The 22888-nt window shown below is 59.8% G+C and carries 18 protein-coding genes and 2 pseudogenes; 10 read left to right on the top strand and 10 right to left on the bottom strand.

The features are described 5' to 3' along the window. The 10 genes and pseudogenes from AC1RO0_RS24035 to AC1RO0_RS23990 all read left to right on the top strand — a co-directional run. Positions 1–633: FAD binding domain-containing protein (locus tag AC1RO0_RS24035; RefSeq protein WP_498595101.1), on the top strand; the 633-nt coding region annotated here is incomplete at its 5' end. A 3-nt stretch (positions 634–636) separates the two neighbouring features. Beyond that, on the top strand, positions 637–2823 hold the full coding sequence (gene paoC, locus AC1RO0_RS24030; RefSeq protein ID WP_498595100.1) for an aldehyde oxidoreductase molybdenum-binding subunit PaoC: 2187 nt from the start codon (positions 637–639) through the stop codon (positions 2821–2823). A 201-nt stretch (positions 2824–3024) separates the two neighbouring features. Then, positions 3025–3407: pseudogene (locus AC1RO0_RS24025) on the top strand (GTP 3',8-cyclase MoaA family protein); the annotation flags it as partial. 87 nt (positions 3408–3494) lie between these two features. Beyond that, a complete protein-coding gene (locus AC1RO0_RS24020; protein ID WP_498595099.1) occupies positions 3495–4922 on the top strand; it encodes an NTP/NDP exchange transporter in 1428 nt (475 codons plus the stop codon). 48 nt (positions 4923–4970) lie between these two features. Then, on the top strand, positions 4971–5735 hold the full coding sequence (locus AC1RO0_RS24015) for an NADPH-dependent F420 reductase (protein WP_197070342.1): 765 nt from the start codon (positions 4971–4973) through the stop codon (positions 5733–5735). A 334-nt stretch (positions 5736–6069) separates the two neighbouring features. Further along, positions 6070–6531: a (2Fe-2S)-binding protein gene (locus tag AC1RO0_RS24010; RefSeq protein ID WP_047639376.1), complete on the top strand. Its 462-nt coding sequence runs from the start codon at positions 6070–6072 to the stop codon at positions 6529–6531. Then, positions 6528–8756 (top strand): xanthine dehydrogenase family protein molybdopterin-binding subunit, encoded by a 2229-nt coding sequence (locus AC1RO0_RS24005; protein ID WP_498595098.1) that lies wholly within the window; start codon positions 6528–6530, stop codon positions 8754–8756. The genes AC1RO0_RS24010 and AC1RO0_RS24005 overlap by 4 nt, the downstream gene beginning before the upstream one ends. Positions 8757–8865: 109 nt before the next feature. After that, a complete protein-coding gene (locus tag AC1RO0_RS24000) occupies positions 8866–10215 on the top strand; it encodes a cytochrome c (protein ID WP_047639378.1) in 1350 nt (449 codons plus the stop codon). Positions 10216–10389: 174 nt separating this feature from the next. Then, positions 10390–11319, top strand: coding sequence for an XdhC family protein (locus tag AC1RO0_RS23995; protein WP_047639379.1), 930 nt, complete (start codon positions 10390–10392; stop codon positions 11317–11319). Between the two features lie 384 nt (positions 11320–11703). Next, positions 11704–13164 carry an MFS transporter gene (locus tag AC1RO0_RS23990; protein ID WP_047639380.1) on the top strand — a complete coding sequence of 487 codons (1461 nt, stop codon included), beginning with the start codon at positions 11704–11706 and terminating at the stop codon, positions 13162–13164. A gap of 6 nt (positions 13165–13170) precedes the next feature. Here the strand turns inward: AC1RO0_RS23990 and AC1RO0_RS23985 are convergent, their stop codons facing one another. The 10 genes and pseudogenes from AC1RO0_RS23985 to AC1RO0_RS23940 form a co-directional block, all read right to left on the bottom strand. Continuing rightward, positions 13171–14064, bottom strand: coding sequence for a LysR family transcriptional regulator (locus AC1RO0_RS23985; protein WP_047639381.1), 894 nt, complete (start codon positions 14062–14064; stop codon positions 13171–13173). 242 nt (positions 14065–14306) lie between these two features. Further along, positions 14307–14621: pseudogene (locus AC1RO0_RS23980) on the bottom strand (transposase); the annotation flags it as partial. Between the two features lie 276 nt (positions 14622–14897). Continuing rightward, a complete protein-coding gene (trbI, locus tag AC1RO0_RS23975) occupies positions 14898–16205 on the bottom strand; it encodes an IncP-type conjugal transfer protein TrbI (RefSeq protein ID WP_047639382.1) in 1308 nt (435 codons plus the stop codon). 11 nt (positions 16206–16216) lie between these two features. After that, on the bottom strand, positions 16217–16669 hold the full coding sequence (gene trbH, locus AC1RO0_RS23970; RefSeq protein WP_047639383.1) for a conjugal transfer protein TrbH: 453 nt from the start codon (positions 16667–16669) through the stop codon (positions 16217–16219). Further along, on the bottom strand, positions 16669–17514 hold the full coding sequence (trbG, locus tag AC1RO0_RS23965) for a P-type conjugative transfer protein TrbG (RefSeq protein ID WP_047639480.1): 846 nt from the start codon (positions 17512–17514) through the stop codon (positions 16669–16671). The genes trbH and trbG overlap by 1 nt, the downstream gene beginning before the upstream one ends. Before the next feature lie 17 nt (positions 17515–17531). Beyond that, on the bottom strand, positions 17532–18197 hold the full coding sequence (locus AC1RO0_RS23960) for a conjugal transfer protein TrbF (protein WP_047639384.1): 666 nt from the start codon (positions 18195–18197) through the stop codon (positions 17532–17534). Positions 18198–18227: 30 nt separating this feature from the next. Then, positions 18228–19424 (bottom strand): P-type conjugative transfer protein TrbL, encoded by a 1197-nt coding sequence (trbL, locus tag AC1RO0_RS23955; RefSeq protein WP_047639385.1) that lies wholly within the window; start codon positions 19422–19424, stop codon positions 18228–18230. Continuing rightward, complete coding sequence (locus tag AC1RO0_RS23950) at positions 19418–19618, bottom strand: DUF2749 domain-containing protein (protein WP_498595110.1); 201 nt, start codon at positions 19616–19618, stop codon at positions 19418–19420. The genes trbL and AC1RO0_RS23950 overlap by 7 nt, the downstream gene beginning before the upstream one ends. A gap of 23 nt (positions 19619–19641) precedes the next feature. Beyond that, positions 19642–20457 carry a P-type conjugative transfer protein TrbJ gene (gene trbJ / locus AC1RO0_RS23945; protein WP_047639386.1) on the bottom strand — a complete coding sequence of 272 codons (816 nt, stop codon included), beginning with the start codon at positions 20455–20457 and terminating at the stop codon, positions 19642–19644. Further along, the gene (locus tag AC1RO0_RS23940) at positions 20444–22885 is read right to left on the bottom strand and encodes a conjugal transfer protein TrbE (RefSeq protein WP_498595097.1); all 2442 of its coding nucleotides are present in this window, start codon (positions 22883–22885) and stop codon (positions 20444–20446) included. The genes trbJ and AC1RO0_RS23940 overlap by 14 nt, the downstream gene beginning before the upstream one ends. Positions 22886–22888: the final 3 nt, after the last annotated feature.

The following is a 22888-nucleotide window of genomic DNA, read 5'->3' as shown; positions in this document are numbered from 1 at the left end:
GCGACGACCGCGGGCAACCTGCTTCAGCGCACGCGCTGTCCCTATTTCTACGACACCAACCAGCCGTGCAACAAACGTCAGCCCGGCAGCGGCTGCGCGGCCATCGGAGGCTTCAGTCGCCAGCTTGCTGTGATCGGCATCAGCGACGCCTGCATCGCCACGCATCCGAGCGACATGGCGATCGCCATGCGCGCGCTCGACGCGACCGTCGAGACGATGCGGCCCGATGGAACCACCCGCCGCATCCCGATCGCCGATTTCCATCGCCTGCCGGGAGAGACCCCGCATGTGGAAACGACGCTCGAACCCGGCGAACTGATCACCGCCGTGGCACTTCCGAAGCCTGTTGGTGGCAAGCACATCTACCGCAAGGTCCGCGACCGCGCCTCCTATGCCTTTGCGCTGGTCTCGATCGGCGCGATCGTGCAGCCGGATGGAACCGGCCGTGTTGCGGTCGGCGGGGTTGCCCACAAGCCGTGGCGTATCGAGGCAGCAGAGGCCGAGCTTCCCAAAGGCGCAAGAGCGGTCGCGGCGACCCTCCTCGCCGGCGCGCATCCTACCGAACAGAACGCCTTCAAGGTCACGCTGGTCGAGCGCACGCTCAGTGCGGTTCTTGCCGAAGCAAGGGGATAAGAGATGAGATTCGACACACCCGCCACCACCAATCCGATCGACCAGCTCAAGGTAATCGGCCAGCCCGTGACGCGGATCGATGGTCCGCACAAGACGACGGGCACAGCAACATACGCCTACGAGTGGCATGATCCGACTTTAAATCCAGCCTACGGCTATCCGCTCGGATCGGGAATTGCCAAGGGCAGCATCACTGCAATGAATATTGAGGAAGCGAAAGCGGCTCCCGGCGTCATAGCCATCCTTACGGCTCGGGACGTCGGCCGCCTGGGCAAGGGCAATTGGAACACGGCGAACCTCCTGGGCGGGCCTGAGGTTCAGCATTATCATCAGGCAATAGCTGTCGTCGTCGCCGAAACCTTCGAGCAGGCCCGCGCCGCAACCGCGTTGATCCAGGTGGACTATGCAGTAGAAGAAGGCGTGTTCGACCTTGCCGGCATAAAGGATTCCGTCGGAGGCAATCCCAACGTCAGGGTTGGTGATTTCGAAGGCGCCTTCAGCGCCGCGCCCGTTCAGTTCGATGGAACTTATTCGACGCCTGATCACAGCCATGCGATGATGGAGCCCCATGCGACCCTCGCCGCCTGGGACGGTGACGAACTTGTCGTCTTGACATCGAACCAGATGGTCGCCTGGGGCAAGCGAGATCTCGCAGCGACGCTCGGCATGCCCGCAGAGAAGGTTCAAGTCAAATCGCCATTTGTCGGCGGGGGTTTCGGGGGCAAGCTGTTTGTGCGATCCGATGTCGTACTCGCGGCGCTTGCCGCACGCGCCGCGCGCCGGGCGGTGAAGCTTGCCCTGCCTCGGCCTTTCGTCGCCAACAATACGACACATCGGCCTGCGACGATCCAAAGGATCCGGATGGGCGCCGATAGAGACGGCCGGGTCACCGCTATCGCCCACGAGAGCTGGTCCGGCAATCTCAAAGGCGGGCGCCCTGAGGCCGCAGTGGAGCAGACGCGCCTGCTGTATAGCGGCGCAAACCGTATGATGGCGACCCGGCTGGCTGTCTTGGACCTTCCCGAAGGACACGCGATGCGGGCGCCCGGCGAGGCCCCTGGTCTCATGGCTCTGGAAATCGCGATGGACGAGATGGCGGAAAAGCTCAACCTCGATCCCGTCGAATTCCGCATCATCAACGATACGCAGGTCGACCCGGAAAATCCCGAACGGCATTTCTCTCAGCGTCAGCTGATCGAGTGTCTGCGTACGGGAGCCGCACGGTTTGGCTGGGCGAACCGCAATCGCAAACCGGGCCAGCTTCGCGACGGACAATGGCTGATTGGCATGGGTGTTGCGACGGGCTTTCGCGATGGCCCGACCATGACCTCCGGCGCCCGGGTTCGGCTCGACAAGGAAGGCGTCGTGACCGTCGAAACGGACATGACCGACATCGGCACCGGCAGCTATACAATCATAGCGCAGACGGCCGCCGAGATGATGGGCGTTACCATCGGCAAGGTCGCCGTAAACCTTGGTGACTCGCGCTTCCCGGTCTCGGCCGGCTCAGGCGGTCAGTGGGGTGCGGCCAGTTCGACTGCTGGCGTCTATGCCGCCTGCGTCAAGCTGCGTGAGGCTGTCGCGCAAAAAGTCGGGTTCAACTCTGGCGACGTGACTTTTATTGCCGGCGAGATCCGTTCCGGCAATCGCAGCGTGCTCCTTGCGGAGGCCGCCGGCCAGGACGGCATTTCCGCAGAGGACAGCATGGAGTTCGGCGATCTGAGCCAGAGATATCAGCTTTCCACTTTCGCCGGCCACTTCGTCGAGGTCGGTGTGGATGTGGCAACGGCGGAAGTGCGGGTAAGACGGATGGTGGCCGCCTGCGCCGCCGGGCGAATTCTCAATCCTATTACGGCACGAAGCCAGGTCATCGGTGGAATGACCATGGGCGTGGGGGCAGCGCTCATGGAGGAACTGGCTGTCGACAAGAAGCGCGGCTTCTTCGTCAACCACGATCTGGCGGGGTATGAGGTCCCAGTCCATGCTGACATTCCGCACCAAGAGGTGATCTTCCTCGATGAAACGGATTCTCTTTCAACGCCTCTGAAGGCAAAGGGTATCGGCGAACTCGGCCTCTGCGGCGTCGGTGCTGCGATCGCAAATGCGATCTACAATGCGACCGGCGTCAGAGTACGCGACTACCCTATCACCTTGGAAAAACTTATCCACGAGCTGCCTGAGGCCAGCTGAGACAGTCAAGCATGCGGCGCACCCAGCGCCGCATGCGACCTTCCGAAACACCGCGCCACTGCTGTGGATCCCGTCTCGCGTTACTGGAGGCATGTCAGGCGGGATACGCATTCATCGGAGCATGACGCTTTGTCCGTCGAGCTGCTGTTAACCCCTGTTTGCCCAAGGCTCGGTGAATATTCGCTTGCGTTTGCCTTCCCTGCAACGCAGAGGGCTGGCCTGAAGATCAAGCTCTATGCCGTCGCCCTCAAGGGCTTCAACGAGACCGAAATTCCGGAGCTGTCGCGCTTCGCCCTTGGTCGAGGCATGGACCTAACCGTCATCAAGACGATGCCGATCGGCGAGTTCGAAGAGGATCGAACCGATCATTGTCTAACGTGCTCCAAGCTGCGCAGTGACCTCGAGCGTCAGTTCGCACTGGCCGATATTCCGCGCAAGACCGGCGGGCGACAGAAGACGATGCTCTCCTTTACACCGCGATCGACGAAGCCATCACCCGCAAGCCGAAGGGCCACGACTTCATCATCGATCGGACCCATAACCGCCCGGCTGCCGCGCGCCATATGAGCGTCGCCGGCGGCTGAAGACCGCGGCAACATTCATGAGCCTGTTTCATAAGGCCATGCGTTGCAGCATGCCTAGTCCCGCGCTCGGCCTATGCATACTTGTCCATGACCGATCACCGAACGAATGAAGGCTCAGTGCCGATGAATAGTCGCAAAAAGACACTGGCAGAAGGTGAGTTGGCGAAAACCATTGAACCTGTCGTCGTCGTTTCAGTTAATGGCCGGCGGCGCAGGTCACTCCTCCATCGCGCAATTGATGTTCGCCCTAGCGAGGGCAGCGCATTGCTTTGGTCATGGCTTTACGTGTTCGCGCTTTTCCTTGCCTATTATGTCCTGCGGCCTATTCGTGACGAGCTGGGTGTTTCCGGCGGTGTTGAGAACCTGCCTTGGCTTTTCACCGGCACGCTAGTGGCCATGCTTGCGATCAACCCCCTCTTTGCCTTTGCCGTCCGTAGGTTCGCGCGCGAGCGATTTATCGCCATCGCCTACCGGTTTTTCATGCTCAACCTGCTTGCTTTCCTGCTCCTTCTCACGACGGGAACACCGCAGCAGCATCTATGGGTCGGTCGAGCCTTTTTCATTTGGGTCTCCGTTTTCAATCTCTTCGTCGTGTCGGTTTTCTGGTCTTTCATCGTGGATATCTTCGATGCTGAGCAAGGAAAGCGACTATTCGGCGTTCTCGCAGCCGGCGCGACCTTGGGTGGCATAGCCGGCTCGGCCCTGACCTCGGGACTGGTGGAGCGGTTTGGGCAGAACTGGCTACTCCTTTCGTCCATCGTTCTACTTGAAATCGCAGTCTTCGCATCACGACGGTTGGCAAAGGTCAGTGATACATTTCAATGGCCCGTCAACGGAGCTGATCCACACAGTCCTGTCGGCGGCGGGATCTTCGCTGGAATGACCCATACCTTTCGCTCTCCCTACTTGCTTGGGATCGCGCTGTTCATCCTGCTCTACTCCATGACCTCCACCATTCTTTACTTTCAGCAAGCATCGATCGCTGCGGCCAATTTTTCCGATCGTGGTCAGCGGACCGCGTTTTTCGCCAATATTGATTTCTGGGTGAACGTGCTCACCCTGATCTTCCAGATTTTCCTGACGGGGCGGCTGATGGGGTTCATCGGAGTCGCGCTGACGCTTTGCGTGCTGCCGCTTCTGAGCGTCGGAGGTTTTGCAGCCCTGGCTGGGTTTCCCACGATTGCCGTATTCGTCGTGGTTCAGGTGGCACGCCGGGTTAGTAATTTTGCGTTGGCTCGACCGAGCCGGGAGGTATTGTTCACCTCCGTCTCGCGAGAGGATCGCTACAAGACCAAGAATTTCATCGACACTGTCGTCTATCGCAGTGGCGATCAATTGGCGAGCTGGGGCTATGCCGGGCTCATTGGCCTGGGATTTACTCTTTCGGGCATGGCCGTTGTCGCTGTGCCGATGTCGCTGATTTGGCTCATTTTGAGCCTCTGGCTCGGGCGGCGGCAAGAAAAGGATACCGGTGAAAGCCGATCAGCCTCGCAAACCTATGAGCCCGGCTCATAAGGTCTTGCACCCTCACCTATCTAATCGGCAGTCCGCCCGGCTGCTAAAATGAACATTATCAGACCTATCAGGAAAGGATTGAATGATATGCCGATTTCGCGTCGCTCCGCACTTGGAACCATCGCCGCGCTGATCTCCCTTCCTGTTCTTGCCCCTGTGAAAGGGCAAGCCGCCCCTTCGATGCGCATTGGGATTATCGGAGCAGGCTGGCTCGGTGGCACGGTCGGCCGCGCATGGGTACGGGCCGGACACGAGGTGCTCTTTTCTTCGCGACATCCCGAGGAGCTAGTATCCATGACCCGCGAGCTTGGTTCTCGCGCATCGGCTGGAACGCCGGGGCAGGCTGCTGAGTTTGGCTCGGTACTATTGTTCGCCGTTCCTTATGATGCGCTGCCTCAACTCGGGCGCGACCTGAAGGACGCCATCAGTGGCAAAATCGTCCTGGACGCCTGCAACCCATCTCCGGGAAGCGACAATTCTCTAAGCCGCGAGGCGAATGCGAATGGCGTGGGTCCGGTGTCAGTAAGGTATCTGCCCCAAACAAAGCTCGTTCGTGCGTTCAGCGCCGTCGACGCCACGGCGGTTGAATCCTCGGGCCAGCGAGAGAGCGGAAAGCTCGGCGTGCCAATAGCAGGCGACGATACGCAAGCCGTTAGGGTTGCTGCGCAATTGGTCGTCGATGCAGGGTGTGAACCTGTCATTGTCGGCGATTTGGCTTCGGCAAGGAGCTTCCAGCGTGGCGGCCCAGGCTTCAGGGCTAATACAACGGCACCGCAACTGCGCCGTCTCCTTAATCTTCCTAACACCAACTAACATGTGCAAGCTGTGTCGGAAACTCGCCGGCTTCCGACAGACTAGCGATGCGGTCCTCAATAGTAGCCAACGGCGTCGAAAATCTACAGCTTCAGCATGAGCCTGGATCACCATCGCTCACACCGGTGTCTATGACCGATTAATTCACACAGCTAATAGGGCTTATCAGATCTAGCTGACTAATCATTGCTGCCCCTCGGGCGCATCATTGTGACGGTAAGCTGTCGCAGATTCATCCGGTCTCATGACCGGATGAATCTGCGTTGGCTGGAAGCGGCGCGGAATATCGCGGCGGTGCTCTCTTCCACGGCACTTCATCAAGACAGAGGAAGTCATGAACCTTCAGATCAACAATCAAACCCATCAGGTGGATTCGGCCGGTGACACACCCTTGCTGTGGGTGATCCGCGATGAACTCGGTTTGACCGGAACCAAATACGGTTGCGGGCTGGCCCAGTGCGGCGCCTGCTCGGTATTGGTGGATGGCCAGATCATGCGTTCATGCGTGACGCCGGTGGACAGCGTCGCAGGCCGCCAGATCACCACGATCGAAGCCATCGAGGATGATCCGATCGGCAAGCAGGTGGTTGCCAAATGGGTCGAACACCAGGTCCCCCAATGCGGTTATTGCCAGTCGGGCCAAGTCATGGCCGCAACTGCCCTGCTGAAGGAAAACCCCAAGCCGTCCCACGATGACGTCGCTGCGGCAATGGTCAATCTTTGTCGTTGCGGCACCTACAATTTCATCAATGCCGCCGTCAGGGATATTGCTGGGCTGAAGGAGGACGCCGCATGAACGACGTCCCACAATTTAACAATCTTTCCCGGCGCGGCTTTCTTACGGCCGTCGGAGGATTGACGCTGACGATTGCGTTGCGGCCTGAAGCCGCCGCAGCGCAGGCTGCCATTACGCCAGAGTCGGCCGCAACAGCGCCCCCGGGAGCACCATTCAACCCTTTTACAGCTCTTTTGCAAATACGCCCCGACAACACTGCCTTCCTGCAGGTCCCCGTAACGGAAGGTGGCCAGGGCATTTTCACTGGTCTCGCCCAGGTCGTTGGCGAAGAGCTTGATCTCGATCCCGCCCGCTTCGTCGTGCAGGTGGCGGTGCCCGGTCCCGAGATCAAGGCGCTGGGATCACGGCTCAGCACCGGCGGTAGCAGTTCCATGTGGCGGAACTTCCTGCCCATGAGGAGAATGGGTGCGACAAGCAGAGCGATGCTGATGCAGGCGGCCGCCGCGCGCCTTGGTGTGGCGGTCGATACGCTTTCTACCGGAGGCGGGAAGGTGATCCACGCCGCATCTGGGAAAAGCTTCGATTACGGAGATCTTGCGGCCGAAGCGGCGGCACTGCCGATCCCAACCGATGTTGCGCTGCGCTCCGATGATAGCTTTCGCTGGATCGGCAAGTCGGTTCCACGGATTGACATTCATGACAAGTCCACCGGCAGGGTTGTCTATAACATCGACACGAAGGTCGATGGCATGCTTCAGGCAGCAGTGCAGCATGCGCCACGCCTCGGCATGCAGCCGGTTCGCCTGTTAAACAAGGACGCAGTCGAGAAGATGACCGGCGTTCATTCGGTGCATATGTTGCCGGGCTGCGTTGCGGTGGTCGCCGACCGATGGTGGCATGCGCGCCGCGCTGCCGAGGCGCTGATCGCGGAATGGAAGGAAGCGGAGAGCGATACGCCGCGTCCGATGCCTGCCGACTTTTCGACAGAGAAGCTGAGGGAGGATATGCTGAATGCGCCAGGTCCCGGCTTTGTGGCGGAAACCGCTGGCGACGCCGCTTCAGCGATGGCATCCGCCTCCAAGACGCTGGAAGCCGTCTATGACGCGCCGTTTCTTGCACACGCCCAGCTAGAGCCACCATCGGCCATTGCGTCGTGGAATGAGGCCGATGGGTCAGTCGAGCTGTGGCTATCCAACCAGGCGCAACTCCTGTTCCAGAATGCAGCAGCGAAATTGGCAGGCGTCGCACCGGAAAAGGTGACACTGCATTCGCCCATGCTCGGAGGCTTCTTTGGACGCTACTTCTATTACGATGAAAGCAATCCTTATCCGCAGGCGATCTTGCTCTCCAAGGCTGTCGGTCGCCCGGTTAAAGTGATCTGGAGCCGAGAGGAGGAGTTCCTGCGCGATGCGTTCCGTCCCGCGGCACTGGTTCGTTTCAAGGCAGGACTAGACGCGGAAGGCATGCCGGTGGCGCTTCAGTCCGAATCGGTTTCTGACGGGCTGTACGCACGAATGTATGGCGCGTCCTACGACACGTTCGACCCAACGGTGGTGGAGGGGATCGCCAAGAAAGTCTACGACTTCCCCAATCGCAATATCGCGCATGTCATGCATCGCTATCCGCCAATGATCGGCGCCTGGCGTTCCGTAGGGCATTCCTTCAATGACTTCTTTATGGAGTGCTTTACCGACGAGATGGCCGATGCTGGCAAGATTGATCCGTTCGAACTACGCCGACGTCTGGTAGCTCATAGCCCACGACATGCGACGTTGCTGCAGGCGGTCGGGGATCTCTCAGGCGGCTGGCGGCGTGGACCATTCACAGCTGACGACGACAGCCGGCGCGCCCGTGGGGTCGCCATGGCCTCGCCGTTCGGCACGGAAATTGCTACAATCGCGGAAGTATCGATCGTCGATGGCAGTGTCAAAGTCCACGATATCTGGGTGGCGATCGATCCGGGCCGAGTCATCAATCCGGCAATTGTCGAGGCGCAGATGAACTCGGCGGTCGCTTTGGGATTGTCCTCGGCCCTGCTGGAAGAGGTTGTCTACGAAGACGGCGTGCCACGCGCGCGAAATTACGATCTCTACCCCATCCTTCCACCCAACCTCATGCCACGCGTGCATGTGCGTATTGTTGAGAGCGACGCGCCGATGACCGGCGTCGGCGAACCAGGGGTTCCCGGAGTACCGCCGGCGGTGATCAACGCTGTTGCTGCCCTCACCGGCCAGCGGGTACGGCGTCTGCCATTGTCACGGACTAGGTTCGACGGCAACACCTAGTCGGTTTCCGTTCTCCTTCTGACCTATCCTCAATTCGAACATGTGCCGGCTAGGCCGATCCCGATACGGCGGTCTGGAACGAGCATATTTTAGCAGGGCGGAACTCCGGTTGAAAAAAATCATCTTGTCTATTGTCTGCATCATCGTCGTCGTGGCAGCAGGGTTAGGCTGGTTCGTCACGCGGTTGCCATCGTCACCGTTCGACAACGCAACAGACACCGGAACGCCGTCGGAAGAACTGTTGCAGTATGGGGAATATGTGGCGCGCCAGGGCGATTGTGTTGCCTGTCACAGCACGCCGCAATCGAAGCCCTTTACCGGCGGCCTGAAAATGGGCACGCCGCTCGGCTCGATCTTCGCAACCAACATCACGCCCGACAGGCAGACCGGCATCGGCAACTACACACTGGCCGATTTCGACAGGGCCGTGCGCCACGGCGTCTCACCAGATGGCGAACGGCTTTATCCGGCCATGCCTTATCCGTCTTACGTGAAGATGAGCAACGACGACATTCGCGCGCTTTATGCCTACTTCATGTATCGGGTTGCGCCGGTACAGGCACCTAACCGGGAATCGGACATCAAGTGGCCAATGAACATGCGCTGGCCGCTGGCGCTTTGGAACGCTGTGTTCACCGACCGCGGCACATACACAGCCAAATCCGGTCAGGACGAGGTGTGGAACCGCGGCGCCTATCTGGTGCAGGCCGCCGGCCATTGTGGAAGTTGTCACACGCCCCGAGGTTTGGCGATGAACGAGTTGGCGCTCGATGACAGCAGTCCACGCTATCTGTCCGGAGCGCTTCTGGATGGCTGGTATGCGCCGAGCCTTCGCAATGATCCGAATACCGGCCTTGGCCGCTGGAGCGAGGATGATGTCTACGCCTTCCTGAAGACCGGCCGCAACCAGCACGCCGTCGTCTTTGGCTCGATGGCCGAGGCGTTCAACAACTCGACGCAGTTCATGACGGATCCGGATCTCAAGGCGATCGCACATTACCTCAAGTCATTGCCGGGTGATCCCCAACGGGATGGCACGCCCTGGCAATACGATGACACAACTGCTGCCAGCCTCTCCGTCAGCAACCGCCGCAACGTTCCCGGAGCGCAGACCTTCGCTGCCAAGTGCGGGTTCTGTCACGGCCCTGACGGACGTGGTCAGAACCAGTGGATCCCGCCATTGGCGGGCTCGGCTTCGTCGCTCATCAAGGAGACCGACTCCCAGATCAACGTGACGCTTAACGGATCCGGCCGTGTCGTGGCCGATGGCATCCCTGACAATTACCGGATGCCGTCCTACCGCGATCAGTTGAAAGATGAGGAAATCGCCGACGTCTTGTCGTTCGTCCGTTCCTCCTGGGGCAACCATGGCAGACCGGTGACAGCTGACGAAGTGAAGGTCCTTCGATCGCATACGGACCCAGCAAGCAGCAACCCGATCGTGTTGCAGATGCGGTAGCCTCTGCCTCCCGCAGGACATCAAAGGGTCGCCAGCAACGCACGGTGCTGGCAATCCTCGGGCCGATTCTGCTTGCCCACGCGCGATCGTCAGGCGAGCAGCGAACATTCGCAAGGAGCACGTTGGCCGAGGTCCGGCTCGAACTTGGCCAACCATCATTCCTGAAGGATCACCATGAACGAACTCAGTAAGCCGACGGCGGTGCCGACGCCGATACAAGCAATAGCCGTCGACGATCCCGCCGAGATCCTTCGCTTTGCCGCCGATCAAGCTCGAGCCGGCGGTGCGGCTCTGGCAACGCTTGTCGACATCCGCGGCGGCGCGGCGCGCGCACTCGGCTCGCATGTGGCAATCGCTGCCGACGGGCGTTTCTGCGGATACGTTTCGGGCGGCTGTGTGGAAGCAGCTGTCGCCTCCGAGGCACTGTCGGCGATGGCCGAAGTTCGGGACCGCATTGTAATGTTTGGGGATGGCTCTCCGTTCTTCGATATCGTCCTTCCCTGTGGGGGAGGGATCACGGTCGCAATCCATGTGCTGCAGGATCCCGACCCTATCGAAGCAGTGCTTGACGAGCTTGCACAGAGACGGGCGGCGAGTTTGGCTTATGTCCCGAAGGATAACACTCTGGCGGCAGTCGAGCCCGCCGTGGGGACGGCATGGAGTGATGAGGTTTTTGTGACCGTCTATCGGCCCGGAACGCGTCTCATCCTGGCTGGCCAGACGGTGGAAGCACAGGCAGTTCGAAGGCTCGCCGAAGCTTCCGGGTATGATGTCATCGTCAGCAACCAATGGGACAGTCAGCAGGGCCTCTCGGATTTGATCGATCCATACACCGCCGTCGTTCTTTTATATCACGATTTGGATGCGGAGGCAGTCGTTCTCGACAGTGCCCTTCAATCTGCGGCGTTCTACATAGGTGCCCTTGGAAGCACCCGCACCCATGAGAGGCGCACTGATCGGCTGAAGGACGCAGGCCATACTCCTGCACTAATTGAGAGAGTTAAGGCACCGATAGGTCTCTTCGGACCAACTCGGGATTCAACCTCGCTCGCATTGTCGGTCCTTGGAGACATTGCTGCGACCAGGATAGTTGCGTTTGGATAGGATACTCAAGGGAGTTTAATGGTGCTCGCCACCCATTGACTCGCCACGGAATTTTCATCCGGCAGCGATTAGAGCCTCGGTCGTTTTTGATCAGGGATCGAACTCTCGACACGTTGATATAAGGGCACTTCAGTGGTCGCCAAGGCACCTCGGTCCAATCTGTCTGCGCACCTCGTCAATGTGGCCGTGATGTCGACGGATTGCGCGGGTGGCATCATCTGGCCCGTGGTCAGCCGCTGATCCTATTTATTAAAGATGCTTATGGGTCTATCCCGATTATCCTATCTAATCGACCCCGGCCTTGGTTGCTAAAAGGACGGACGGCAGACATTCGACCGAGCGCGTTGTTCGCGGACGCTACCGCAAACAAATAGGATACCCACCATGAAAAGCACTCCATCACCTTCGGCCAGCACTCACAAAGCTGCCATTCTCGCGATCATCCTCGTCAGCTACGTGATGATCGTCCTCGACATTTCCATTGTGCTTACGGGTCTGTCTAAGATGCACGCCGACCTCGGATTTACTGACGCCGGCCTGGCTTGGGTTTCGAGCGCCTACACCCTAGCCTTCGGTGGCTTCCTGCTGCTGGCCGCTCGCAGCGGCGATATTCTCGGCCGCCGACGGATGTTGATCATCGGCCTGACCGTGTTTGCCCTCGCCTCGCTTGCAATCGGACTTGCGCAGAATCCATCATGGCTGATCATGGCGCGCGGTGCCCAGGGCATAGGGTCGGCCATTTTGGCTCCCTCGACCCTAGCCTTGCTCCAAACGAACTTTGAGCCAGGACCGGAAAGGACGCGAGCCCTTTCCTATTATGCTGCGGCTGCCGGCGTGTCAGCGTCCGTTGGCCTTGTCCTCGGTGGAGTGCTGGCTGACTGGCTTTCCTGGCGGGTCGGATTCTTCATCAACCTTCCAATCAGCGTTATCATGATCATCGCGGCCCGGCGCTATATTGTGGAGACCGAACTCGGGAGCGCCCGGATTGACGTCGCTGGCGCTTTCGCGTCAACGATCGGCATGGTCGCCCTCGTTTATGGGGTTATCCGCTCCGCATCTACCTCTTGGACAGATCCGGTTACATTATGCTCAATCGCAGGTGGCCTGCTCATGCTCGCCATGTTTGTCTCGATTGAGGCCCGCGTCGCGCAGCCGATCATGCCCTTGCGGCTCTTCGCGGACAGGGAACGGGCGGCCGCCTACGCCGCTCGCCTGCTGTTCCTTGGTGCGAACGTCGGGTTCTATTTCTTCACCACACAGTATTTGCAGGGAGTTATGGGCCTGAGCTCTGCGATGGCCGGAATGGCCTTTCTGCCGACGACGGTTGTCAACTTTGCAACGGCGATGACCGCTCCGCGTCTCATCGTTAGGTTTGGCAATCGACAGGTTCTGATCGCGAGCTTGTTCGCGAGCCTTGTCGGGCTGGTCTGGATGGGCCTGGCAGCGTCTGGCGGCTCTCTGCTGATGCTCACGGTGCCGATGATGTTGATCGGTGTCGGTCAGGGCGGTGCGCTTGGCCCACTGACCGCGGCCGGAGTGGTACGGGTGCCGCTAGAGGACGCCGGCGCGGCATCGGGGGTGGTGAACGTTGCCCACCAGCTCGGTAGTTCCTTGGGGCTCGCCGTGCTGGTTGCAATTTCCTCATTTGGGGCCGGAGATCTTTCAGGTCTACCGCTTCTTGCCAACCGGGTGGCTCACGCTCTGGAAGGTGGCGCCGTCATGACCGTACTGACACTGATATTGGCGTTGATGTTCATCGCCCGATCACGGACTAAGGTAGATTCAAAATCCATTGATTGTGGGTCCGCCGCGGCCAGCTTAAACCAACCGGCCATCATTGAGTAATCAGGCTTAGCCGCGGAAGCGTAACCGGTCGATCAACAGGGAGAACGCGGGCGACGAATGCCGGCGATGCGGATAGTAGAGATGGTAACCCGGGAAAGGCGCACACCAGTCTTCGAGCACTCGCTCCAACCTACCGTCAGCGATATACTCCGCTATCTGGTCCTCCATGATATAGGCGAGGCCGACCCCGGCGAGCGCCGCGTCGATCCGCATTGCAATGTTGTTGAACACGAGCTGGCCCTCGACCCGTACCCGCATCTCGCGCCCATCACGCTCGAATTCCCAAGCGAAGATGCCCCCGTGCGTTGGCATACGCACGTTGATGCAGTTGTGCGATGTAAGGTCCCGAGGAGATTTCGGCCGGCCCTTTCTCGCCAAATATGAGGGCGCTCCAACCACTGCGATCCGCATTTCGGGGCTGACCTTGACCGCAATCATGCCCTTGGCAACCTGCTCGCCCAGGCGAACACCTGCGTCGTAGCGCTCAGAGACGATATCGGTCAGACCATAGTCGACAATTACCTCGACGTTGATGTCGGGATAGTCGAGCATGAATGTTCGAAGCGTCGGCGCGAGAACTGCCATTGCTGCGTGCTCACTCGTTGAGATGCGGATTGTGCCAGCAGGCTTGTCTCTGAGGTCGTTAAGCGAGGCGAGCTCATTGTTGATTTCGTCAAAGTGCGGTCCAAGCGACCTCATCAGCCGTTCGCCTGCCTCGGTGGGCGATACACTCCTGGTAGTGCGAGTCAAAAGGCGAATGCCGAGCCGTTCCTCGAGGGCACGCACTGTCTGACTAAGTGCTGACTGAGAAACCCCAAGCAGCGAGGCAGCCTTCGTGAAGCTGCGTTCACGGGCGACGGTTATGAAGGCGACGAGGTCATTATAGCTTTCCTGCGACATTCATTAGTCCTATTAATAGCTCAATCCGTATTTCCACCTCTAATCAAAAAAAGCCTCGGCTGCTAGATTATGGCGATGACAATGCCTCAGATAACGACTGCATCGGTCGATGACCACACAAACGCGACCCACAGGGAGGACACACATGAAAAACGCCAGATTGGGGGCACTGTCACGTTTACGGCCTAGCTGGCCGCCAACTCATAAACTTTGACGCCAGATTCTCGCGCCGACGAGCTTTACGGCGGGATGTTGGCCAGCGCCTTGCGTTCGGCCACCTTGGCTCGGACGGCGTTACTCTCATAGCCCTTATCGGCAAGCAGGATGTCACCGTCGCCAAGGCCGTCTGTTAGCGCATCGGCTTCAGTGCAATCAGTAATCTCATCGCCGGTCAGGCGGAGCGTGACCGGCCGACCTTCGGCATCGACGAGCGCGTGGATCTTGCTCGCAAGCCTGCCGTGGGAACGCCCCGAGGCTTGTTTGGCAGAAGCGGCGAAATGATCTACCATCCATGGTCCGTGAGTTCGTGGCGCCGGCGTGTCATCATAGCTCCTCATTCGGAAGCCTTGAATCACGCAGTGCGCACAACGCCAAGTAAATTAATCGAGTTTACGGCCTAGCATCGGTGGGCCAAATTCTCCGACTTTGGTGTCATTAGGCGCGCCAGGTCGCGAGCATCGGGACAAAAATATCGGCTCCATTTGTCGGAGCGAACGATCGCGCCTCCGATGCGCTCAAACAAGGACTATTCTATCGTTCCATATTATACCGATGGTGACGTTTGATGCCGAAGGCATGAAATATCGATGGTGATTGTGCATCTCGGGAGTCGGTCAGTTTTGATATGTTCCGGGAAAGACCATATCCTGATCGACAAGAACATTAAACTTGTAGCCTGGCCGGATTTCCAACGTCGGCTGGACGTCAAGGTTTCTGTTGATCGTGCGCTCGGCAACCCGGCCGAACGTTTCGGCGAAGTTGCGACGGGCTGCATCTGACGCGGTGTCCTGCGTCGCGCGCGTCGAACTCTCCGGGACTGCCATATCGATGCCGGTTCCAATGAGAGCGACCAGGATCGCAGAACCGAAAGTTTTGGCGTAGTGGTTGTTCACCTTGTCATTGAAGCCGCCATAACCTTGGGCGTCAGTTCCGGCCATGCCCCCGATTTGGAGTGTGGAGCCGTTCGGAAAGATGATGTCGGTCCAAACCACGAGTACCCTGGACTGACCGAAGGATACTTTGCTGTCGTACCGTCCAAACAGTTTCGTACCCTGCGGGATTAGCAGGCGATGGCCCGTCGCGCTATCAAAGACGTTCTGGCTAATCTGCGCAGTGATGCGGCCGGGAAGATCGGAATTGATACCGGTGATCAGCGTAGCCGGAATGACCGAGCCGCGCTTCAGCTCGTAGAGCGACTGCCGTGGGACGACCCTATTCGGCAGGTAGCCGAGTTCCTTGATGTCCGCGTTGAAGAAGTTCTCCTTGGTGCGCTGGCCATTGGGATCGAGGTTCTGACCGCCGAGCCCGGCTTGTAGAGCTGCCGCATAAAGGTCTGCTCCCGAGCCCGGCTCAGCAGAGTTGGCGGACGGGCTGGTGACCGCTTTATCGGTAGTCGCGTTTGCCTTGGCATCAAGTTTGCCACGATCGATGGCGAGCGGTGCGTCGTAGGCGGCATCGTTGGCTTGAAGACGTGCCATCCGCTCGCGATGGCGTTCACGCAGATATTGCTCTTCCTGCTCTCGCTGTAGACGGGCCTTCCAGACGGCCTCCGGCTCGACGGAAGATTTCACCTCTTGTGGGGTGGGGCGTGGCTCCGTGGTAAATGGATTGGATGTTGCTTCCCTTTTTGTCTCAACGGGCGTCGGCTGAAATGTCGGCGTTTGGACAGGTTCACCTATGATACCGTCGCCAACGCCGCGTTTCAGTTGGTCGGCATAGGTCGAGGCAGGTTTGCCAGATGTTTGGCCAAGGCCAGGCTCGCCCCGGAAATAGAGCCCGCGCGACGTAAGGCCGTAGAAAATGACCGCTAGAAAGGCGATGACGAGAACGATCACGACGATGATTGGCAAACGGTTGATCCGCCGGACCCCGGAATTGCCGCCGTCCTCCGGCACTCCGCCGAGCTTCAGAGATTGAGCCAAGGGTCCCTCCCCTACCCGCGTTGCATGACGGAGAGCGGGCTCGCCGGCGCCGCCCCCGTTGCGCTTGCACTATAGGCACGGCTGATCTCGACGCTCGCCGTCGACAGCCGCGCGAGCATTTGCCCGTCGAACGGCGAGATCATATAGGCAAGTGCGATCGTCTTCGTCTTGTCGTCCGTCTTCTGATCCGTGACGACGGCATAGCCCCAACCCCTGAGCGATGCTTCCAATGCCTCGCCGAAGGGCGAGGCATCCTGCTTCAACGAGATGGTTACCGTTCCAGGTCCGATCTGCTCGGCAAGCCTGCTCACCATGTCGCCGGCGATAGCACTTGCCGCCGGCCCGGCGATTTCCGGCGGCGCGTTGCTCGCGACCAGCGCGTCCGGGCCGACGGCCTGGCAGCCGGCCAGCGCGAGAGCCAGAATGCACGTCGCCGCAAACCAGCGGTATGAAGCCACAGTCATTACCGACCTCCCCGACTGATCTTAATCGTTTGCTGATGCCAGCCGACGCCAGAAACCAGCACGGCCTTATCCACCTGATAGTCGACCACCATCATATTGTTCTTCATGCGATAATTGACGATCCGGTTCTGCCCACCTGAGACGACAAACAGTACAGGTGCGTCCTGCCCAGCAATCGACCGCGGAAACTGGATGTAGGTCTTAGTACCGTCGCTGTAGACGCGCGTTGGCCGCCACCGGGCGCTGCCCGACAGCGAATAGGCGAAGTCTAATTGCTCGGCCGGTACGCCGGCGCCAGGGATGGTACTCGCCTCCAGCCGGGCGTTGATGTCAGCCAGCTTGGCCGAAACATCTTCCGGATATTCGAAGCCGACGCGTGCCATGTACTGCCTCGGGTGCGACTTGAGCTGGATATGGTAGGTTCTTCGCGACGTCGTTACGACCATCGAGGTAACGAGGCCGGCCTCGGCCGGCTTGACGATCAGATGGATCGCCTGCCCGCCGACTGCGCCGGAGGTGGCCGGCTCGACCTTCCATCGAACCATGTCACCAACAAGAACGTCACGGACCACCTCCCCGGCCTGAAGCTCGATGTCGCAGACCTGCAGCGGCGAGCACACGATGGAGGGCTGTACTTCGCCAAACAGAAAGATCACCTTGCCGTCGCTGCCTTTGGTGACGAGACCGCGACTTCCGCGCCATTGGCCGGAGATACCTATTCCTTTCGCTTCATTGGCACTGACGCTTTGTGCCGACACTTGGGCGAGGAAAAGTGGCGATGTGGCGAGCACGAGCGCGGCAGCGATCGGCAGCACGGCCGGAACCGGTCTTGTTCTGATGATCATGTGCGGGGCCATGCCTTTCAAAGTTGGGCTGTCCAGTCAAAATCGCGGAGATAAAGACCGATGGGATTGAGGCGAATGATGCCCTCGTCTTGAGGGGGTGTCAGCGTCACGGTGGCGATGCCACGGAAGCGATGTGGTTGGCCGACTTCGCTGCCCTTGCGGTCGCGCTCGAATTCGGTCCAGTCGATCTGGTAGGACTGGTTCGACAGCGCCACGATATTATTGACCTCAACTGCAACAGTTGCGCCCCTCGCCTTGTCGAAGGGAGAATTCGACCGGAACCAGGCGTTGATCTTCTCGGTCGCCGGATCAGACGTCCTCAGAAGCGCGTAGGTGCGATCGATATATTGTTTCTGGACGACCGCATCCGGGGTGACGCTCCGGAAGTTCGAGACGAAGCTGCCGAGCGTCGCACGCACCACGCGCGGATCCGCGTACTCGATCTGCTGCGGGAAGCCGACATGCGCCAACGTGCCGAGTTTGTCGACCTCGACAATATAAGGAACCAGCTTGACCTGCGTGCTCTGGAAGAGGGCATAGGCGAAGCCGATAACCGCCATCAGCATGCCGACGATGCCGACGACACGCCATGCCGCCGCGGCCTTGACGTAGGAGCCGTAGCGCTCGCTCCACTCCTGGCGGGCGGCGAGATACGGATTGTCCGGACCATCACGCGGAGCCATGCGGACCTCGCTGGTTTATATTACAGATCCTCATTTCCCCGATCCCTTCTTTCCTGGAGAGCCCCTGTGCGCTGAGGCCCGGTTGGCCTCAGCGAGCTTGGCGTTGGCAAGACCAAGTGTTGAGGTTCCATATGTACCGCGGCCGCCCATGGCCTGGTCGCGGGCCGCAGACGCCACCGCGCCGGCGGCGGCAGCACCTCCGCTCGCCATCCCCTTGAGGGCTGCACCCGCCATCGAAGAACCGGTGCTGCGTGCATCCGAATAGGCGGAGGCTCCAGCCTTGGCGCCGCCCCATGCAAGGGTCCCCGTCCCGACCGCCGTGCCGATCGCGAAATTTGCCGCCTGCGATCCATGCCGTATCGTTTCCATTCCGCCTGTCACGGACGCGCCCTGGACGACACCCTGGATGATATTCGGCACATACATGGCAATAACGAACACCACGACTGCGATGCCGGCGATGGCCAGCGCCGTCTGGTACTGTTCGCCCACTGACGGTTCGTTCGCCATGCCGATCAACACCTCGGAGCCGATACGGGCGATCATCACCAGCGCCATCAGCTTAATGCCGACGGAGAACGCGTAGATCAGGTAACGGACGGCGAAATCCTTCGTGAAGCTCGATCCGCCGAGCCCAAGCAAGATCATGCCAGCGAGCAGCCCGACATACATTTCAACGAGCACGGAGACGAAGATCGCGGCGACCAGCGAGAAAGCAATGACACTGACGATCATCGCCAGCGCCGCCGAGAGCGCGAGCGCATTGTCCTGGAACAGGCCGAAGCTGATTTTTTCCGACATTTTCGAGGCGACGGTCAGACCGGCGTTGAAAATATCGGCTGGAGAGGCGGAGCCTCCACCGGCACCGATCTGAAACAGACTATCGACGATGGCCTTCGCCAGCGCCGGGCCACGCTCAAGCACGAAGGCAAAAAAGCCGATGAACATGATCCGGCGGACGAGCTCGGCGAACCAGGCGTCGAGGGAGGCAGCCTGAAGTGCCAGCCAGACCGCGGCAATGCCCACCTCGATGCCTGCAAGGATCCAGAACAGGGAACGGGCGGCCTTGCTGATCGTGTCTTCCCAGCCCTTCGCTGCCGTGACGACCTGGTTCTCCAGCGTGGTCAGCACGCTGCCGTCCTGCGCCAGCGCCGGACTTGCTATGACCACGGCACCAAGCGTCAGCCCGATGGGGAGAAGCAGCGTCACTGATCGATCGACTACCATCGTGGCCTCATCTCCTGCCCGCCCGTCAGGTCGTAATCTTGTCTGCCACGAAAGAACGTCTCGGCGCGCTTGCGAGCTTCATCACCCCCAAGAGGATCCGATTCCGTGCTTCCAGACGCGACATGTCCCAAGCGACCGGATTGACCGAAGAGCCACACACTCCCGCCGGCGCAGGCAGCAACGCCGAGAAGCATGACGATCAGCAGAGGTTTGGAGACTACCATCGCGGCTTCATCTCCTGTCCGCCGGACATCGACGGCGGCCTTGATTTGAAAAATTCCGCACGGCGGGCTTGCGCGAGATCCTTCGCGGCCTGCTCGGACTGATACCAGGTCCCCATCATCGTCATCTGCTGAGAGATGAGACCGCGCAGCTTCTGCATTTGCGCGACCTCCTGCGCAGCGATCTCGTGGCCGACCTGCAGAGCCTTCATCTGGCCGTCGGCGCTTTCCGACATCGACCGGAGGGAGGACATGGTGGATTCCTCGGAGGAGAACTGCTCTGCCGTCAGGTTCGCCGCCTTCAGGGTTCCAGCGATCGTATCCCGGTTGGTGTTCGACCAGTTCTGATAGGTTGACGAGAAGGAAGCTCCGTCCGGCAGGTTCGACTTGAAGTCGGCAAAACTCCGAAATCGTTGCTTCAGGACGTCGTCGATATTGCCCATCGAGAAGGCGACACCCTGCCCTTGGGAAACAACACTCTTGAGCTTGTTCAGATCGCCCTCGACCTGCCCCCAGATGTGGTCCGGCAATTGCGCGGTGTTCTGCAGCATGTTGCTGTAGATGTTGAGCTGGTTCTGGATCTGCTCGGCGAGCTGGCTGATTTGGGTGATCTGGTTGTTGACCTGTTCGGCCGACTTGCCAACGAGGCTGATCAGCTCAGTGTTATTGGCAAGCTGCGTCCACTCGGTCGCCTGTCCGGTCACGCTGCCCGCTTGCACAGGAGACACGGTGCTGGCAAGCAGGAGGGCTGCTGCGAGAGAGGCTAGCCGCAGTGCATCAGACCTCGATAGCGGAAAATTACGCTGCCGCATGGACGATCCCTCTCTGTTCGAGCCAATGGCGAGGCCATTCAGCTCCATATTGCGTTTCAAGAGCGCGGACCTGCGTGAGATCCTCCTTGCCAGATGCGCCGACGAAGGAGAGCGCCACCGGCCCCAGCGTCATGTCGAAGAGCCGCCGCCCCTCGGGCGAAGCGACGTAGTATTCGCGCTTGGGCACGGCAGTCGCGACGATCTCGATTTGCCGTTCATTGAACCCGATGCGTTCGTAGAATTCGCGTGTGCCGGCTTCGCGGGCTGCGCCGTTTGGCAGGCAGATCTTCGTCGGGCAGCTTTCCTTGAGAACGTCCAAAATACCCGAGCGCTCGGCGTCCGAAATTGACTGTGTGGCGAGGACCACAATGCAGTTGGCCTTTCGCAAGACTTTCAGCCATTCACGGATCTTTTCGCGAAACATCGGATGGATGAGCATGAGCCAGGCCTCGTCGAGGATGATCAGGGCCGGCGTGCCGGTCAGGCGCTTCTCGATACAACGAAACAAATAGGTCAGTACGGGCACAAGGTTGCGCTCGCCCATATTCATGAGCTGCTCTATCTCGAAGGTCTGGAAGGAGCCGAGCTGGAGGCCATCTTGCTCCGCGTCAAGCAACTGGCCCATCGGTCCATCGATCGTATAGTGATGAAGCGCGTCTTTGATCTCGCGCATCTGCACGCCGGAGACGAAATCCGAAAGCGATCGGCCTCGCGCCTCCGCCATCAGACCGATCTCGCGGGATATGGCATTGCGGTAGTCAGGCGTCATAGTCACACCCTGCAACGCCACCAGCGTCTCGATCCACTCCGCGGCCCAGGCGCGATCGCTCTCCGTCGACAGGTCGGACAGCGGGCAGAATGAAAGTGGCTCGCGCGCCTCGCCGCCATCGCCTCCGATCTCGTAGTGATCGCCGCAGACCGCCAGCGTCAGAGGCATCATCGATCGGCCCTTATCGAAGGCGAAGATCTGTGCACCCTCATATCGACGAAACTGCGCTGCAATCAGGGACAGCAGCGTGGATTTGCCGGAACCGGTCGGGCCGAAGATCAGGGTATGCCCGACATCATCGACGTGAAGGTTCAGCCGGAAAGGCGTGGAGCCGCTGGCGACCTGCATCAGCGGCGGCGAGCCGGCGGGATAGAAGGGGCAAGGTGCCGTCGGACTGCCGGACCAGACCGAGTTCAGCGGGATCAGGTCGGCGAGATTTCGCGTGTTGATAAGCGGCTCACGGATATTGGCATACCAGTTGCCGGGAAGCGAACCGAGGAATGCGTCTGTCGCATTCAGGGTTTCGATGCGCGCCCCAAATCCTTCCGCCTGAATGAGACGGCGCACGCCCTCGCATTTTTCCTGAAGCCGGATGCTATTTTCATCAAAGAGGATGATCACCGGCGTGTAATAGCCATAGGCCACGAGTTGGGAGGATGCTTCCGCGATGGCGTCCTCCGTCTCTGCCACCATCAGCATCGCATCCTGGTCAACCGACCGGCTTTGCGTCTGGAAGAGCTGGTCGAAGAACGGCCGTACCTTCTGCTGCCATTTCTTTCTCGTGCGTTCGAGCTTCGCTCTCGCCTCTTGCTCATCCAGAAAAATGAAGCGGCTCGACCAGCGATAGGTCAGCGGCATCAGGTCGAGGGAATTGAGAATGCCTGGCCAACTCTCCGCCGGCAGCCCGTCGATCGCGACCACCCCAAGAAAGCGGTTCTCGATCTTTGGGGAGAGGCCATGCTGCAGCTCGGCGGTTACCAGCCAGTCGAGATACATGGGGATATCAGGAAGCCGGATCGGATGGTTCTCGCCGGTGATGCAGAAGCGCACGAACTGGAAGAGTTCGTCATAGCGGGCCGTGCGGAAACCGCCTCGCTCATCGACCTCCTGCGTCACCATCCGGCGGATGGAAATGACGTTGCCGAGATACTGCTCGACTTCGCGGATCGATGTCTCGAAAGTCTTCAGGGCCATGTCGGCATACGAGGCCGAGCGACTTTCGGCGTCCGAATAGATATAGCGGGTTAGCCCGGAACGTCTGCGCTCCGCTGGCCGGTAGGTCAGGATCAGGGCGTGGCGGCTCTCGAAATGTCCGCTTTCCCGCTCGAAATGCGCCCGCCGCTCCGCATCGATCTTTCGCGTGATGGTGTCGGGAAAATGGCAATCCGGTTCAGCCGGATAATCCGTCGTCGGAACCCGCACGGCCTCGACCTGGATCATCCAGCCGGAGCCGAGGCGCGACAGGATCATGTTGATTTGCCGGCTAACCTCGTTTCGCTCGGCATCGGTCGAGCTCTCGGAGTCCGGCCCCGCGAAATACCAGCCGGCCATCAACGAGCCGTCCTTGAGCAGGATTGTGCCATTCGCCACCAGGCCGGCATAGGGAACGAGGTCGGCGAAAGAAGGGCCGGAATGTTGGAAGGAACGCAGAGTGACCATGAT

The sequence above is a fragment of the Rhizobium sp. GW821-FHT14E12 genome (assembly GCF_058803745.1).
The sequence above is the reverse complement of the archived record's forward strand: the minus strand, read 5'-3'. Positions and strand labels throughout refer to the sequence as shown.

Excerpts from the sequence above, each read along its gene's own strand:
- paoC (WP_498595100.1), top strand. The coding sequence starts at position 637 with ATGAGATTCGACACACCCGCCACCACCAATCCGATCGACCAGCTCAAG.
- AC1RO0_RS24020 (WP_498595099.1), top strand. The coding sequence starts at position 3,495 with ATGACCGATCACCGAACGAATGAAGGCTCAGTGCCGATGAATAGTCGC.
- AC1RO0_RS24015 (WP_197070342.1), top strand. The coding sequence starts at position 4,971 with ATGAACATTATCAGACCTATCAGGAAAGGATTGAATGATATGCCGATT.
- AC1RO0_RS24010 (WP_047639376.1), top strand. The coding sequence starts at position 6,070 with ATGAACCTTCAGATCAACAATCAAACCCATCAGGTGGATTCGGCCGGT.
- AC1RO0_RS24005 (WP_498595098.1), top strand. The coding sequence starts at position 6,528 with ATGAACGACGTCCCACAATTTAACAATCTTTCCCGGCGCGGCTTTCTT.
- AC1RO0_RS23995 (WP_047639379.1), top strand. The coding sequence starts at position 10,390 with ATGAACGAACTCAGTAAGCCGACGGCGGTGCCGACGCCGATACAAGCA.
- AC1RO0_RS23990 (WP_047639380.1), top strand. The coding sequence starts at position 11,704 with ATGAAAAGCACTCCATCACCTTCGGCCAGCACTCACAAAGCTGCCATT.
- AC1RO0_RS23985 (WP_047639381.1), bottom strand. The coding sequence starts at position 14,064 with ATGTCGCAGGAAAGCTATAATGACCTCGTCGCCTTCATAACCGTCGCC.
- trbH (WP_047639383.1), bottom strand. The coding sequence starts at position 16,669 with ATGACTGTGGCTTCATACCGCTGGTTTGCGGCGACGTGCATTCTGGCT.
- trbG (WP_047639480.1), bottom strand. The coding sequence starts at position 17,514 with ATGATCATCAGAACAAGACCGGTTCCGGCCGTGCTGCCGATCGCTGCC.
- AC1RO0_RS23960 (WP_047639384.1), bottom strand. The coding sequence starts at position 18,197 with ATGGCTCCGCGTGATGGTCCGGACAATCCGTATCTCGCCGCCCGCCAG.
- trbL (WP_047639385.1), bottom strand. The coding sequence starts at position 19,424 with ATGGTAGTCGATCGATCAGTGACGCTGCTTCTCCCCATCGGGCTGACG.
- AC1RO0_RS23950 (WP_498595110.1), bottom strand. The coding sequence starts at position 19,618 with ATGCTTCTCGGCGTTGCTGCCTGCGCCGGCGGGAGTGTGTGGCTCTTC.
- trbJ (WP_047639386.1), bottom strand. The coding sequence starts at position 20,457 with ATGCGGCAGCGTAATTTTCCGCTATCGAGGTCTGATGCACTGCGGCTA.
- AC1RO0_RS23940 (WP_498595097.1), bottom strand. The coding sequence starts at position 22,885 with ATGGTCACTCTGCGTTCCTTCCAACATTCCGGCCCTTCTTTCGCCGAC.